Below are 13,601 nucleotides of genomic sequence, written 5' to 3'. Positions count from 1 at the left end.
TGCTTGCGGACCTGCGGTCCTTTGCAAAAAAAGTTTGGGGTGAGCGTTCGGGCTATTCGCCGTCGATATGCAAAAGCCTGTAGGCTTCGGACCGGGCAAGCCCGAGTTCCTTCGCCGCTTTCTTTAAGGCTTCGCGGGATGTCATCCCTTCTGCCTCAAGTGCTCTGACCCGTTCTTTCAAATCCGGGGTGTCTTTATCGGCGATTGCCGCCTCAGATGTTCCCCGGTCAATAACTAGAACGAATTCGCCTTTAGCTTTTGCATCAATTATTGTGATGAGCTGACTAATTTTTCCGGTGAGGGTCTCTTCGTGGATCTTTGAGAGTTCGCGGGAGATCGAAGCCTGCCTGTCGCCGAGCACGGCAAGGCAGTCTGCAAGGCTCGCGGCGATCCTGTGCGGAGATTCGTAAAAGACGAGAGTTGCCGGAATTTCCGCACATTCGCGGAGCCGTTTGCGCCGCTGGCCGGGCCGCGAGGGAAGAAAACCGCCGAAAAATATCGAATCCGTCCCAAGCCCCGAGGCCGCCGCGGCCGCAATCAATGCAGACGGCCCGGGCAACGAGATCACCTTTATGCCCGCTTCATGAGCAGCACGGACAAGGGGCACACCGGGGTCGCTGATCGCCGGTGTGCCCGCATCCGAGACGAGCGCGACCGAGAGCCCGCTTTCAAGCTTGCGGATGAGCTCGGCGGCCCGCTGTTGTTCATTGTGTTCGTGGTAGCTGACGAGCTCAACCTTGATGCCGAAATGGTTCAGGAGCTTTTGAGTGTGGCGGGTATCTTCGCAGGCGACGACGTCGGCCAAGCGCAGGGTTTCCTCGGCACGCGGCGAGAGGTCGCCGAGATTGCCGATCGGTGTCGGAACTATATAAAGAACGCCTGCCATTCGCTTCTCAAGCCACTTTAATACAAAAAGGCCGAACGCGTTAACACGTCCGGCCTTGGTAATCAATAAGGGAGCGATCAGCTAGTTAGAAGGGCCACGGGAAGCCGCCCGTGTTGCGTCGCGGGAAGTTGCCCCTGTTGTTGTAATTGTATCCATAGACCTGAGCGACGACGTTGAGGTCACGGCGGATGCGGTTCCATTCGTTCTGTGCCTGACGATTGACGCGGACGTTTCGCATTTCCTGCTCGATCTGCTGGCCGAGGTCGAGAACCCGGCGAGCCTCGTCACGGCTGCCGTTCAAATTGCGGCCGTTGCCGTAGTCGTCGCGGAGGTCGTCCGTTGCCTTCTTAAAGCGATCGGCAAGATTCTCAAGCCGCCCAACATTCCCATTGCGGTTGCCGCCCCAGTTGCCACGGTCATTCCGGCCCCAGCGGTCATCTCTGTTGTTCCTGTTACGGTCGTTGCGGCCCCATCGGTCATCGCGGTCATCGCGGCGATCTTCGATCCGATTGGTCGTACGCTCAAAGTTGCGGGCACGGTTCTTGAGATTTTCAAGCGTCCCGCGAATGTTGCGGTTGTAGTTGCCGCGTCCGTAATAATCATCATTGCGGTCGCGGTCACGCCACTGTGCCGAAGCAACCGTTGGCAGAGCCATCACAGCAAGTGCAAAAGCGGCGATCGCTATGGTCCCTTTAAGATTCTTAAACATTATTTCTTTACCTCTCCTATTTTGAACTCGCAATGGGTCTGCCATTGCCCGCCGTGTAAAAAAGCAAGGTGCGTGCCAAAACCGGACAGATAACTGATGTCGTGGATAAATCTCCTGTTTACAATAATTTACACTTGCAGCTTGTCGAAAAAATTAAATGGCCCCGGATCTTCCGATACGGGGCCTGCTCCAAATCGTCGATTGCCGACCGATATAGTTGAGCTTTACTTCGCGAGTGCCTTTGCGGCATTTATGCGGCCGCCTGAGACGACCTTGCCGTCGACTGTTTCAAGCTTGTCAGTAGCTGCGATCAGACGCTTGCGAAGTGTTTCGACCGTGATTTCCGGTTCGGCGGCAATCATCAGCCCTGCGATGCCAGCGACGTGCGGCGTTGCCATTGAGGTGCCAGATGCTTCGCGGAACGCTTCCTTAAGCCAGGTCGAGACGATATCGCGTCCCGGAGCGGCAACGTGGACCGTCTTTGCTCCGTAATTTGAAAACGACGAGAGCGAATCGTTGCGGTCGAGTGCGGCCACGCTGATCACGTTCGGCAGATCGTAGTTCGAGGGATAATGCGGGCGGCGGTCGTTGTCGGTCGAGGAGTTGCCCGCAGCGGCGATGAAGAGAATGCCGTTCTCGCCGGCGGCACGGATCGCATCTTCAAGAGCTTTCGAATATTGCGTCGAGCCCCAGCTTGCTGAGATGACGCGTACGTTCACGCCGTTCTGCTTGCGGTCTATGGCGTAGTTGATCGCCTCGATCGCGTCCTTGGTCGTGCCAAATCCGCCGCGGCCGAGAAACTTGAGCGGCATTATCTGCACGTTCCAATTCACGCCGGCGATACCGAGGTCGTTGTTGCCTTCGGCTCCGATCACACCTGCACAGTGCGTTCCGTGGCCGTTGTCGTCCATCGGGTCGGCGAGGTTGCTCTGTGCGTTAAAGCCAAACCGGTCGTTGAAGGTGCCGAGCTGTGCGTCCGAGTATTGCGGAATATTATCCGGCCGCGTCCACATATTTGCAACGAGGTCCGGGTGCGTGTAGTCAACGCCTGTATCGAGCACCGCGACGACCACCTCTTCGCTGCCCTTTGTCAGCTCCCAGGCTTTTTGAGCATCGATGTCCGCACGCGACTTGCCGCCATTCTCGCCATTGTTAAAGAGCGCCCATTGATCATTGAAATAGGGATCGTTCGGCGAATTTACCGGAGCCTCATCGCTGCGTTCGGCAACGGGACGAAAATCCGGGAGCTCGGTTTCGATACGGAAATTCGGTTCGGCATATTCGACAAGATCCGCCATCGCCCGATATTGTGCCGCTACCGTTTCAGGGTCTGCATTATCGAGGTCATCGATCGATTTCAATCCGCGGACGAATTCGATGCGATCCTCAACGCGGTCATTGAACCGGCGCGTGAGTCGGTCGATCTCGGTTCGGGAAGCTCCCGGCTTGAACCGCACCAGCACTTCGGGTTCGCCGTCGGCACGAACTTGCTGCCGGGCTTCGCCGTTATTGCGGGCAAGGTCGCGCGTCTCCGATGTTGCCGGCCTTAGGCTCGAACGCCATCTGTCCATCTGGCCGAGCACGCCGGCGAGGGTGACAAGCACGAGAGCGATGACGAAGTGGATAAGAAAATTATTGCGGTTCATACTGCTTTACTCCGAACGGAAATTAGTAAACGATGACGTGGTTGCGGCCCTTAAAGTCCTTCAGCCTGAGCTGATATTTGTCCGCACGATATTCGTAGTCCTTGCCATTTGATGCAAGCCCGATCTTCCAACCGGTGGCGATCATCTGTGCGGCCATCTCGCCATCTTCGGGGGCACCGAGCGACATATCTGGGAACTCTGTGCTGGCGACCTTCTTAACGCTGATCTCGTTTTCGCCGACGCCGAGGCGCTCGGCGAGGTCCCTTTTGGAACGCTCGACGGCACTTTTTTCATCAAACTTCATTGGTAACCTCAATTTTCTGATTTTTTTAGCACTTAAGTCAATATTAATACGACTTAAGTCCGGCAAGGTTCCCGGCTGATACGTTTCCGTGAAGGTCATGCCGCGGCCTGCCGGGCCGGCGGTCGGAAGTTGCGCGTTATCTCAACAAGGGCGGGCAAGATGTAAACGCCGCATGCAAAGCCGAGTATCAGGCCGGTCAGCGTCCGCGTGAAAAAGGTATTTTCCCAGAGGCCAAATATGGTCAGCGCCCAATCGACCGCCATCGGAACTACCGAAAGAAGCAGCCAGATGCGCGGAAGCGGTTCGATATTATCCACCGCCCGCCAGAGCGGATAAACAACGACCGCCGCAACGAGCCCGGCATAAACACCAAAGCAGCGCGAGCAAACGCCCAACTGGTGGCCAAGCCAATGGAACGAACGCTCCGGGATCTGGTGGCAGATGTTACCAAAGAACCCGAAAACCGAACTGCCCGCCGAGCCAAAGCCGGCTGCGTAAAGTAGAGGCGGCGAAAGGATCAGAAGAAGCCAAACCGCGGTTACGATACCGGTGATGGCAACGACCCGAACGGCCTGTCGGCGAAGGCTGCCCGAATCGGTGAGCGAAATGTATTCATCTGCACGGCGTGCCATTGAGGTCAATTTATCATCTTTGATGAGCGGCGGGTAACCGCTCAAGCTTCGGAAGTCGCGGCCGAGCTTTTCATCTTCTTCTCGGTTTCGAGAATGTGATGAGCTGCGCTGATCACCGTATCCGGGTTGAGCGAGATGGAATTGATGCCGTGCTCGACGAGGAAATCGGCAAACTCCGGATAGTCCGAGGGAGCCTGGCCACAGATCCCGATCTTTTTGCCATTGCGGCGGGCGGCCTCGATCGCCATCGCGACCATTTTCATCACCGCGCCGTCGCGTTCGTCAAAAAGGTGGGCGACCATTTCCGAATCACGATCGAGCCCGAGGGCAAGCTGGGTCAGGTCGTTCGAGCCGATCGAGTAGCCGTCAAATACCTGAAGGAACTCATCAGCAAAGACGACGTTTGCCGGCAGCTCGCACATCGCGTAGATCTCAAGGTCGTTCTCGCCCTGCACAAGGCCGTGTTCGGCCATCAGAGCGATCACTTTTTCGCCCTCGGCGACCGTCCGGCAGAACGGGATCATTGCCTTTACGTTGGTCAGGCCCATATCCTCGCGGACGCGCCGCATCGCAAGGCACTCAAGCCGGAAGCCGGCCTTGTAGCGGTCGTCGTAGTAGCGCGAGGCTCCGCGAAAGCCGAGCATCGGATTTTCTTCGTGCGGCTCAAATTCGGCACCCCCGATCAGCATCGCGTATTCGTTCGATTTGAAGTCGGACATCCGGACGATCACCGGCTTTGGATAAAACGCGGCGGCAATGCGGCCGATGCCCTCGGCCAGCGAACGGACGAAATACTCCTTCGGGTCTTCCTCGAGAATGCGGTCGGCTATAAGCTGAACGTCCTCGCGATTGCGAAGCCGCGGATAATTGACGAGAGCCATCGGGTGGATGCCGATGTGGTTGTTGATGATGAACTCGAGCCGGGCGAGGCCGACGCCGTCGTTCGGCAGGCGAGAGACGGTAAACGCATGGTCGGGGTCGCCGACGTTCATCATGATTTGCGTTTCCGGGCGTTTATCGGACGAGATCTTGTGCCGCTGCACTTCGAAATCGATCTTGCCGTAATAGATGTTTCCGACGTCGCCCTCGGCACAGCTTACAGTGATGTCAGTGCCGTTCTTGACCTTCTCGGTCGCGTCGCCGGTGCCGACAATGCAGGGAATGCCGAGCTCGCGGCTGATGATCGCCGAGTGGCATGTCCGGCCGCCGCGTTCGGTAACGATGGCGGAAGCCTTTTTCATGATCGGCTCCCAGGCCGGATCGGTCGATGAAGTGACGAGGATCTCGCCTTCCTTGAACGAATTGAGCTTGCTCGAATCGAGCAATACGTGAGCCTTTCCGTGGCCGATCCGGTTGCCGACGGCGACTCCGGACGAGAGCGGAGCTCCGTGGGTGCCGGTCAGCGCATATGTCTCAATGTAGTTATTGTCCTGCTGCGTGTGGACGGTCTCGGGCCGAGCTTGAAGAATATATAGCTCGCCGGTGACGCCATCCTTTGCCCACTCGATGTCCATCGGCTGCGACTTACCGGCAAGCTTCGAATAATGGTCCTCAATAGCGCAAGCCCACTTGGCAAGCTGCAGCACCTCAAACCCCGCGAGGCAAAAACGCTTTCGCTGCGATTCGACGACGTCGCGGACCTGCGTTCCGCTTCCATCATCGGCAAAGACCATCTTCACTTCTTTTACGCCGAGCTTTCGCGTGACGATCGGCCGAAAGCCCTGCTTGAGCGTCGGCTTGAAGACGATCCATTCGTCGGGCGTCGTCATTCCCTGAACTACCGCCTCGCCGAGTCCCCAGGCGCCATTGATAACGACCGCGTCGCGAAAGCCGCTTTCGGTATCGAGCGTAAACATCACGCCGGAGCAGGCCGCATCCGAGCGGATCATCGGCTGAATGCCGATAGAGAGTGCGACGTCGAAATGGTCAAAGCCTTTTGCTGTCCGATAGGAAATAGCACGGTCTGTCCAAAGCGAGGCATAGCATTCGTGGCAGGCTTCTATCAAGCGGGCATCGCCGCGGACATTGAGGATCGTGTCTTGCTGGCCGGCGAACGAGGCGTCCGGCAGATCCTCGGCAGTTGCCGACGAGCGGACCGCGACCTCGAACGATTTCTTGCCGATACGCTCGCCGAGTTGCTCGTATGCGGTCTTGATCGCCGTTTCGACCTCGGGCGGAAACGGCGTTTCAAGCATCAGCCGCCGAGCCTCGCCACCGACGCGGGCAAGTTCATCAACGTCATTGACATCAAGGCCCTTCAGGAGCTCTCGAAGCCTCTTGCGAAGCCCGCCTGTTTCAAGCAGGACCTCGTAGGCGTGGCTCGTCGTCGTGAAGCCGTCAACGGCGTTGACGCCCTCGGTCGTCAGCTCGCGGAAGAGCTCGCCGAGGCTTGCGCACTTGCCGCCGACGAGGGCCACATCGCCCGCTCCAACCTCTATGAGATCGAGTACAAATGGTTTGCTGTCGTCCATCATTAGCCCAGACTAAAACCTGATAACGGCATCGGGCCCGCCTTCGACGTGGACCGTATCGACAAAGCGGATGCTCTTCGAGTCCGTCGTCATCACGACCGAATGGGTTCGCTTGCCCTCGCCAAAGAAACGCACGCCGCGGAGCAGCGAGCCATCGGTCACGCCGGTCGCCGCAAATATGACCTTCTTGCCGGGTGCAAGGTCATTGGTGTCGTAGATCTTGTTTGGGTCGTTGATTCCCATCTCCTTTATCCGCTCAATGACCTCCTCGGCCGGCGGGACCTTTGAGGCGTCAACACCGAGCTTTTCGGGGTCGAAGACAAGCTTCGCCTGGATCTCGCCGTTCAGGCACTTCATCGCGGCAGCCGTGATAACGCCCTCGGGCGCTCCGCCAATACCCATGAGGGCATGGATATTTGTCCCGGCTACGGCCGCGGAGATTCCCGCCGAAAGGTCGCCGTCAGATATGAGCCGGATGCGCGCTCCGGTCGCGCGTACGTCCTGAACAAGCTGACGGTGACGCTTGCGGTCAAGGCAGATAACGGTCAGGTCCTCGATCTCGCGGCCAAGCCGGCGGGCGATATTCTTGAGGTTTTCCGCAACGGGGGCATCGATATCGACCGAGCCGCGGCACGAAGGCCCAACAACGATCTTATCCATGTATATATCCGGAGCATTGAGCAGCCCGCCGCGTTCGGCCGCCGCAAGCACGGCGATCGCATTATTGGCACCGAGGGCACAAAGATTTGTTCCCTCGAGCGGGTCAACGGCGATATCGACCTCGGGAAACTCGGCACGCGATTCGTCCGTAAACGCACCGCCGCCGACCTCTTCGCCGATGTAGAGCATCGGCGCCTCGTCGCGTTCGCCTTCGCCGATAACGATGCGGCCGCGCATCGGGACGGTGTCCATAACCTCTCGCATCGCCTCAACGGCGACGTGGTCGGAGTGCTTACGGTCGCCTTGGCCCATTGTCCTGGCTGAGGCAATGGCGGCGGCTTCGGTCACACGCAAAAATTCGAGGGCGAGCTCATGCTCGGCTTTGGTATTCTTCATCGGGATCTCCGCAAAAAATCAATATTTGTCCTACAGGATGCCTCATTCTAACATTGATTCTAAAGGATTTGACAACTTCTTATGCGAATATTAGTTTGTATCTTTGGCCTGCAGGCACCTTGAACATCGGAGATCCAATAGTAGATGACATATATCGTTGCTGAACCTTGCGTTGAATGTAAATATACGGATTGTGCCGCGGTTTGCCCGGTCGAGGCGTTCCATGAACTCCCGGACAAGCTTTTGATCAATCCCGATACCTGCATCGATTGCGATGCGTGCCTGCCGGAGTGCCCGGTTGAGGCGATCTTTTCTGATATGTCGATCCCGGAAGAATATCTCCCGTGGCTTGAGATCAATAAAGAGGCCGAAAGTTATCCGATCATCAGCACAAAGCAGCCGGCCCTTTTTGGCGAGGGTTGCAAAGGCCAACCCGAGTAGCGGGTTTCGATATCGATCATGAGAGGCGGGCTACGGCTCGCCTTTTCTATTTCCACCGGATACCGAGGCGAACCGAGGCAGGTGCGGCAACGCTTCTGAGCGGCGTTAGGCCGATCGAATAGCGGCTGTTGAAGATGTTTTCGGCCGCAAGGAAGAGGCCGAGATTTTCATTCACCCGAAAGCTAAAGAGACCATCTAGTTGAAAGAAGGGTTCGAGCCGAAACTGGTTCTGGTCGTCGTCAAACTGCTGTCCCGCGGCCCGGCCTTGAAGCCCGAGGTCCCAGCGGCGGGCGGTGTAGCGTGCCTGAAAGGTGAACTGGTGCCGGGGCACCTGCGGAATGAAGTTTCCAACGAGCGCCGGATTTGACGGGAATTCGGTTATGCGGGAATCAGCAAAAAGATATCCGGCATTGAGCGTCAGCCGCGAAATCCGCACTTCGGCGTCGAGTTCAAACCCTGCTGACCGCGTCGTGCCGGCATTTTGCCTTTGGCGGGTGATCAGCGCAGGCGTGACCACGAGAGTGACATTCGCGACCGCCCGGTCGATATCGGTAAAAAATCCGGTCCCGCGAACGTACACCGGCCCGCGTGCAAAACTCGCTCCGGCCTCGTAGTTCGTTGCCCTTTCGGCCCGCAGATCGGCATTGGCGTTGGTCACGATGTTGCCAACGCGAAATCCGCGGTAAAGCTCGTTGAGCGTCGGTGAGCGAAAGCTCCGCGAGGCCGAGCCATTGAGCGAAAGCTCCGGCGTAATGCGATAGAGCACGGAAAGCCGCGGGCTGAGAGCGTCTTCCTCGCGGTCGGGAAAAATCGTTGTCGTCGTGATGCCGGTAGCGAGGCTTTGCATTGCCGAAAGCCCGCGGTCGTTTGACCAACGGTCGTAGCGTGCCGAACCGGCGATCACCGCCCGCGAGCCCCACGCAAAGACGTCCTGAACATAAACGCCGAACGAGCGTTCGCGGCCGCCCGAGCCTAGAAGCGATGTCGGGTTGCCCCCAAAGTAGCCGACCTCGTCGCTCGAGCCGCGGACCTCGCGGACCTCAAAACCGGCACCGATCGAATGGCTGCCGAGCAGCGAGAAGACCCGCGCCGAAAGCCCGGCGTTCTGCGAAGGCGAACGCTGCAGCCGCGAAAGCGTTTCCGCATCGCGAGCGGCCGAGACCGCAGTGAACGTCTGGTCATAAACCTGCGTCCCGCCGAACGCGCGGAACTCAGTTCCGAGCTTTCCGTCCGCACGCTCGAACCGGCCGCCGGCGATCAAACCCCGCGAATGAGTCTGATTTCGCTGGAGCGGCGTGCCATTGGTTCGGTCTTCGGAAAAGTACGACGGGCGAACAAACAGCGAGCCCGTATCGCCGAATCGCTTTCCAAAGCGGCCGCTCAGATTCACGGAGCGAACCCCGGCGGCCTCATCGATCGGGCCTCGATCCTCACCTGAGACCGGAACGTAGCCCTCGGTCTGCAGGCGGTCGAAATTGAGATCGGCGAACCAGCTCTTGTAATTTGTGCCGAGAAATCCGGCGGCGGAAAGCGTCTCCTGCGAACCGGCCGAAAATTCACCCGAAACGGCGAAGGGCTCCCGCGTCGAACGCGGTTCGATGGCGACGGTGCCGCTCAATGATCCGCTCCCGTAAAGGCTCGAAGCGCCGCCTCGGACAACCTCGACCTGCTCGACCGCAAGCGGCGAAATGCGGTTCCATTGCACCCAGCCACCGAATGGGTCGTTGATCGCAACGCCGTCAAAGAGAACCGCTGTCCGGCTCGCCCCGCTTGCACCGACGCCGCGAAGCGAGACGCCCTGCGTGGTCGGATTTGAGTTGCGGCTGCTCGAGCGGCGAAAGGTCGAAAAGCCCGGAACTTGCCTGAGCGCGTCGTCGACCGTCGGTGCCGCCGTTCGCTCCAAAGCATTGCGGCCGATGACGGCGATGCTGACCGGCGAATCGCCAAGCCTCACCTCCGTCCGCTCGGCGGAGACGACGACCGTCTCGCGCAGCCCGGCGGGTTCGAGCACTATCTCGATCTCGCCTGACGCAAGTTCATCTGCTGAAACGCTTCTCTCAACTCGGGCAAAGCCGCTGGCCGAAACCGAGACCCTTTCGCCGGGCTCGATGCGGCAAACGAATCCGCCAACCGCTTCCTCGCATGGTCTTGCGGTTCCTCCTGTTGCCTGTACTTCAACCGCGGCGGTCGCCAGCGTCCTTCCGGCCGAATCGCGAACGGTGACGCGCACCTCGCCCATCTGGCCAAAGGCACCGACGGCAGCGAGAAGCACGAAGGCTATCTGTAGGGCGAGTTTTCTCATCCGTTCCAAGCTCAAGCTTAACTAACTGCTCCGTGATAACGAATTCGACCGGCAGGCGGGTTCGGGTTCGGTCAGCGGCGGGTGCGGATCATCTCGCGGGCTTTCGCGAGGTCGTCGGGAGTGTTGATATTGAAAAAGAAGCGTTCTGAATCCGTAAGATCTTCAAGCTCATCAAACGGCACGAACCGTGTTCGGACCCAATCCAAAAGGCTGAACATACTGAGATTTCCATCCGCGATCGCCTTCTCCGCCGCGGGCAGACAGGCCGCCACGCGATACGCCGCAGAAAGCGGCTGCGGTGTTCCATCAGGCTGAACCGGAACAACAGCGTCGAGATCGTCCGAACACTCGCTCAAGAGCCGCCTGAATAATTCATCCGTAACAAAAGGCAGGTCGCAGGCCGCAGCGATTAGCCACTCGCTCTCTGAATCCAGCAACGCCGTGTAAAGCCCGACGAGCGGCCCGCCGGCCGTTTCCGCGGCACTGATCGGCGGCGAATCTGCGATGACCCTAAAACCTTCAACCTCGATAGGCCGCCTCGCAACGACCGTCACTTCGCCGTCCTCAGCTACCTCCGAAAGCGCTTCCGCGATGAAAGCGATCATCCGTTTTCCACCGAGCTCGACCGTCCATTTCGGCTGCCCGAGCCGCTTTCCCTCACCGCCGGCAATGATGTAAGCCGCTGCTTTCATTAAATCTTCGCTTTATGACCGGGGTCATTTTTTTCCGCACCGCCGGGCAACATAATCAAGAGTGACATTACCTGTCTTAGGAGTAATTATGCAAAACCTTTCAACCATGACCGTACGCGAGATCGCCCTTGAAATGCCGCAAACGACAAGGGTCTTTGAAGAATTTAAGATCGATTACTGCTTCGGCGGCAGAAAGCCGATCGCCGAGGCCTGCGAGCGTGCGGGCGTTGACACACGAGACGTGATCGAGCGGCTCGAGGCTCTCTTTGCCACGGGCGTCGCGGCCGATCCCTGGGTCGGCAACGCTTCGCTCCCTGAACTTATCTCGCACATCCTTGATAAGCATCACGTTTTCACGAAGAACGAGCTTCGCAGCCTCGCACCGCTGATGGACAAGGTCGCCCGCGTCCATGGCGACAACCACTCAGAGCTGATCGAGCTCAAGGCCGCCTTCGAAGAACTCTCAGATGACCTTTTCCCTCATATGATGAAAGAGGAAGAGGTGCTTTTTCCCTTCGTCGAGCGGCTGGCCCGCTGCAAAGAGAAAGGGCTGCCCGCACCGATGCCGCCCTTCGGTACGGTCCGCAATCCGATCCGGATGATGATGAGCGAGCACGATACGGCCGGTGATATACTCAGGAAAATGCGGTCGCTCTCGAAGGACTACACGCCGCCGCCGGATGCTTGCCCGAGCTTTACGGGGCTTTATTACCGATTGGCCGAGCTCGAACGCGACCTTCACGAGCACATTCACCTGGAGAATAACGTGCTCTTCCCTCGTGCCGTCGAACTCGAAGACGCCGCTCTCGCAGTCGCGGCCTAGGGCAAAAATACAAGCAATGCAGCAGGCTGCCGAAGTCGAATTCAAACGCCCCGCGATCCGAGCAAGCAAGATCGTTCTTCCGGTTGAGCACGGATCGTGGGGGTTTTTGTTCGAGCCGATCGTCGCGGCTACTGCGATCGCGTTTTCGGCAGCTTCATTGCCGATTGCAGTAATGGTGATCGGCGCATTTATGATGCGGCGGCCGCTGCAGATCTTTCTCGTCGATCGGCTCGCCGGCAGGTCGCTTCCGCAAACCCGCATCGCGCTTCAGTTCGTGTTGATCTTCTTCGCGGTGTTTGCGGCCGGCCTTGCAGGTTCGTTTCTGACCTCGCCGCTTGTCGCCTTTTTGCCGTTTGCGGTGGTCGCGCCATTTGCCCTTTATCAGATCTATTGCGATGCCTCGCGAAAGAACCGCGAGCTTGCCGCGGAGCTGACCGGTGCCTTTGCGATGTCTTCATCGGCCGCGGCCATCGCGCTTGCCGGCGGTTTTGATTGGCCGCAGGCCGCGGCGATCTGGGTGTTCTTCATCGCAAGGTTTGTTCCTTCGATACTTTACGTCCGCAGCCGGCTGCGGCTAGAAAAGGGCAAGCCGTTCTCGTTCGCGGTGCCTGCCGCTTCGCATTTGGTCGCTCTCGCCGTGACCGCATTGCTTTGGAACGCCGGGCTTCTGCCGCTGCTTGCGGCCGCGGTCTTTGTACTTCTTCTCGTTCGTTCGGTGATCGGCCTTTCTCGCTTCCGCCGGCCGGCAAAGGCGATGAAGATCGGCGTCTGGGAGGTCATCTATGGCCTCGCGGCTGTCCTTTCGCTCATCATCGGTTATCATACGGGCATCTGAACGCGATGGCCGAAGCTGAACACAACTCGATCTATGGCCCGGTCGATTCCTGGCGGCTGGGGCGTTCGCTCGGTGTGGACGTCCTTTGCGTCGATTCGATCTGTTCGTTCGAGTGCGTTTATTGCCAGCTAGGCAAGATCAACCGCGTAACCACCGAACGGGCCGTTTTCATCCCGACCGAAAAGGTCATCAGCGACCTGCAAAAAGCAGATTGGCAGTCGGCCGTTGTCATCACGTTCTCCGGCAGCGGCGAGCCGACGCTTGCCGCTAATCTCGGCGAGATCATAACGGCGATCCGCGAGCGGACCGGCAAACCGATCGCGATCCTGACCAACTCGACCCTTCTCGGCGATGCGAATGTGCGGGCCGAGGCCGGCCTTGCCGACCGCGTTTACTGCAAGCTCGATGCCTGGTCCGAAGATTCGCTCCGCCGCGTTGACCGCCCGGCAGCGGGCATCGGTCTCGATTCGATCATTTCCGGCATCCAGCAGTTCCGGCAAGAATTTGCAGGCTTTCTCGGCATCCAGACTATGCTTCTGACGCGGCCCGCCGAAGCAGACATCGAGCGGCTCGCCGAAATCTATCGCGAGATCGGCCCGGACGAGATCGAGCTCAACATTCCGCTCCGCCCGATCCCGAGCGAGTGGGTGCTTGAATCGCGTGGAAACATTACCGGCCGTCCCGAAGGGATGCACGTCCTCAAAACAATGGAACCGAGCGAAGCGGGTGAGATCGGTGGCCGCATCGCCGGGTTTGCGGGCATCCGGGTCATAACGCCCTTCGACCGGCCGCAGCAGAATTGAA

At 58.6% G+C, this 13,601-nt stretch carries 13 protein-coding genes; 4 read left to right on the top strand and 9 right to left on the bottom strand.

The features are described 5' to 3' along the window. Positions 1-52 precede the first annotated feature (52 nt). The 7 genes from rsmI to glpX form a co-directional block, all read right to left on the bottom strand. A complete protein-coding gene (rsmI, locus tag IPM21_03775) occupies positions 53-886 on the bottom strand; it encodes a 16S rRNA (cytidine(1402)-2'-O)-methyltransferase (GenBank protein ID MBK9163020.1) in 834 nt (277 codons plus the stop codon). 85 nt (positions 887-971) lie between these two features. After that, a complete protein-coding gene (locus IPM21_03770; protein MBK9163019.1) occupies positions 972-1,595 on the bottom strand; it encodes a hypothetical protein in 624 nt (207 codons plus the stop codon). 224 nt (positions 1,596-1,819) lie between these two features. After that, positions 1,820-3,241, bottom strand: a complete 1,422-nt coding sequence (locus tag IPM21_03765; GenBank protein MBK9163018.1) for a S8 family serine peptidase — start codon at positions 3,239-3,241, stop codon at positions 1,820-1,822. A 22-nt stretch (positions 3,242-3,263) separates the two neighbouring features. After that, positions 3,264-3,545 carry a hypothetical protein gene (locus tag IPM21_03760; GenBank protein ID MBK9163017.1) on the bottom strand — a complete coding sequence of 94 codons (282 nt, stop codon included), beginning with the start codon at positions 3,543-3,545 and terminating at the stop codon, positions 3,264-3,266. Between the two features lie 95 nt (positions 3,546-3,640). After that, complete coding sequence (locus IPM21_03755; GenBank protein ID MBK9163016.1) at positions 3,641-4,177, bottom strand: DUF2085 domain-containing protein; 537 nt, start codon at positions 4,175-4,177, stop codon at positions 3,641-3,643. A gap of 41 nt (positions 4,178-4,218) precedes the next feature. Beyond that, the gene (gene ppsA / locus IPM21_03750) at positions 4,219-6,651 is read right to left on the bottom strand and encodes a phosphoenolpyruvate synthase (GenBank protein ID MBK9163015.1); all 2,433 of its coding nucleotides are present in this window, start codon (positions 6,649-6,651) and stop codon (positions 4,219-4,221) included. Between the two features lie 9 nt (positions 6,652-6,660). Next, positions 6,661-7,704, bottom strand: a complete 1,044-nt coding sequence (gene glpX, locus IPM21_03745) for a class II fructose-bisphosphatase (GenBank protein ID MBK9163014.1) — start codon at positions 7,702-7,704, stop codon at positions 6,661-6,663. A gap of 144 nt (positions 7,705-7,848) precedes the next feature. On the opposite strand from glpX, the gene IPM21_03740 reads away from it, so the two are divergent. Then, positions 7,849-8,145 (top strand): 4Fe-4S binding protein, encoded by a 297-nt coding sequence (locus IPM21_03740; protein MBK9163013.1) that lies wholly within the window; start codon positions 7,849-7,851, stop codon positions 8,143-8,145. 46 nt (positions 8,146-8,191) lie between these two features. Here the strand turns inward: IPM21_03740 and IPM21_03735 are convergent, their stop codons facing one another. Next, positions 8,192-10,447 (bottom strand): TonB-dependent receptor, encoded by a 2,256-nt coding sequence (locus IPM21_03735; protein MBK9163012.1) that lies wholly within the window; start codon positions 10,445-10,447, stop codon positions 8,192-8,194. Positions 10,448-10,518: 71 nt separating this feature from the next. Further along, positions 10,519-11,139, bottom strand: a complete 621-nt coding sequence (locus tag IPM21_03730; protein MBK9163011.1) for a molybdenum cofactor guanylyltransferase — start codon at positions 11,137-11,139, stop codon at positions 10,519-10,521. A gap of 88 nt (positions 11,140-11,227) precedes the next feature. Between IPM21_03730 and ric the strand changes: the two genes are divergently transcribed. From ric to IPM21_03715, 3 genes are read left to right on the top strand one after another with little or no spacing between them, the layout of a single operon-like run. Then, the gene (gene ric, locus IPM21_03725; protein ID MBK9163010.1) at positions 11,228-11,962 is read left to right on the top strand and encodes an iron-sulfur cluster repair di-iron protein; all 735 of its coding nucleotides are present in this window, start codon (positions 11,228-11,230) and stop codon (positions 11,960-11,962) included. 16 nt (positions 11,963-11,978) lie between these two features. Further along, positions 11,979-12,797, top strand: a complete 819-nt coding sequence (locus IPM21_03720; protein ID MBK9163009.1) for a YwiC-like family protein — start codon at positions 11,979-11,981, stop codon at positions 12,795-12,797. A 5-nt stretch (positions 12,798-12,802) separates the two neighbouring features. After that, positions 12,803-13,600 (top strand): radical SAM protein, encoded by a 798-nt coding sequence (locus IPM21_03715; GenBank protein ID MBK9163008.1) that lies wholly within the window; start codon positions 12,803-12,805, stop codon positions 13,598-13,600. Position 13,601: the final 1 nt, after the last annotated feature.

It is taken from the genome of Acidobacteriota bacterium (genome assembly GCA_016716435.1).
Taxonomy (GTDB): Bacteria; Acidobacteriota; Blastocatellia; order Pyrinomonadales; family Pyrinomonadaceae; genus OLB17.
Note: the sequence above shows the minus strand (reverse complement) of the source record. Positions and strands in the feature narration are given on the sequence as shown.

Excerpts from the sequence above, each read along its gene's own strand:
- IPM21_03730 (MBK9163011.1), bottom strand. The coding sequence starts at position 11,139 with ATGAAAGCAGCGGCTTACATCATTGCCGGCGGTGAGGGAAAGCGGCTC.
- IPM21_03755 (MBK9163016.1), bottom strand. The coding sequence starts at position 4,177 with ATGGCACGCCGTGCAGATGAATACATTTCGCTCACCGATTCGGGCAGC.
- ppsA (MBK9163015.1), bottom strand. The coding sequence starts at position 6,651 with ATGATGGACGACAGCAAACCATTTGTACTCGATCTCATAGAGGTTGGA.
- IPM21_03715 (MBK9163008.1), top strand. The coding sequence starts at position 12,803 with ATGGCCGAAGCTGAACACAACTCGATCTATGGCCCGGTCGATTCCTGG.
- IPM21_03765 (MBK9163018.1), bottom strand. The coding sequence starts at position 3,241 with ATGAACCGCAATAATTTTCTTATCCACTTCGTCATCGCTCTCGTGCTT.
- IPM21_03770 (MBK9163019.1), bottom strand. The coding sequence starts at position 1,595 with ATGTTTAAGAATCTTAAAGGGACCATAGCGATCGCCGCTTTTGCACTT.
- IPM21_03735 (MBK9163012.1), bottom strand. The coding sequence starts at position 10,447 with ATGAGAAAACTCGCCCTACAGATAGCCTTCGTGCTTCTCGCTGCCGTC.
- rsmI (MBK9163020.1), bottom strand. The coding sequence starts at position 886 with ATGGCAGGCGTTCTTTATATAGTTCCGACACCGATCGGCAATCTCGGC.
- ric (MBK9163010.1), top strand. The coding sequence starts at position 11,228 with ATGCAAAACCTTTCAACCATGACCGTACGCGAGATCGCCCTTGAAATG.
- IPM21_03740 (MBK9163013.1), top strand. The coding sequence starts at position 7,849 with ATGACATATATCGTTGCTGAACCTTGCGTTGAATGTAAATATACGGAT.
- IPM21_03720 (MBK9163009.1), top strand. The coding sequence starts at position 11,979 with ATGCAGCAGGCTGCCGAAGTCGAATTCAAACGCCCCGCGATCCGAGCA.
- glpX (MBK9163014.1), bottom strand. The coding sequence starts at position 7,704 with ATGAAGAATACCAAAGCCGAGCATGAGCTCGCCCTCGAATTTTTGCGT.
- IPM21_03760 (MBK9163017.1), bottom strand. The coding sequence starts at position 3,545 with ATGAAGTTTGATGAAAAAAGTGCCGTCGAGCGTTCCAAAAGGGACCTC.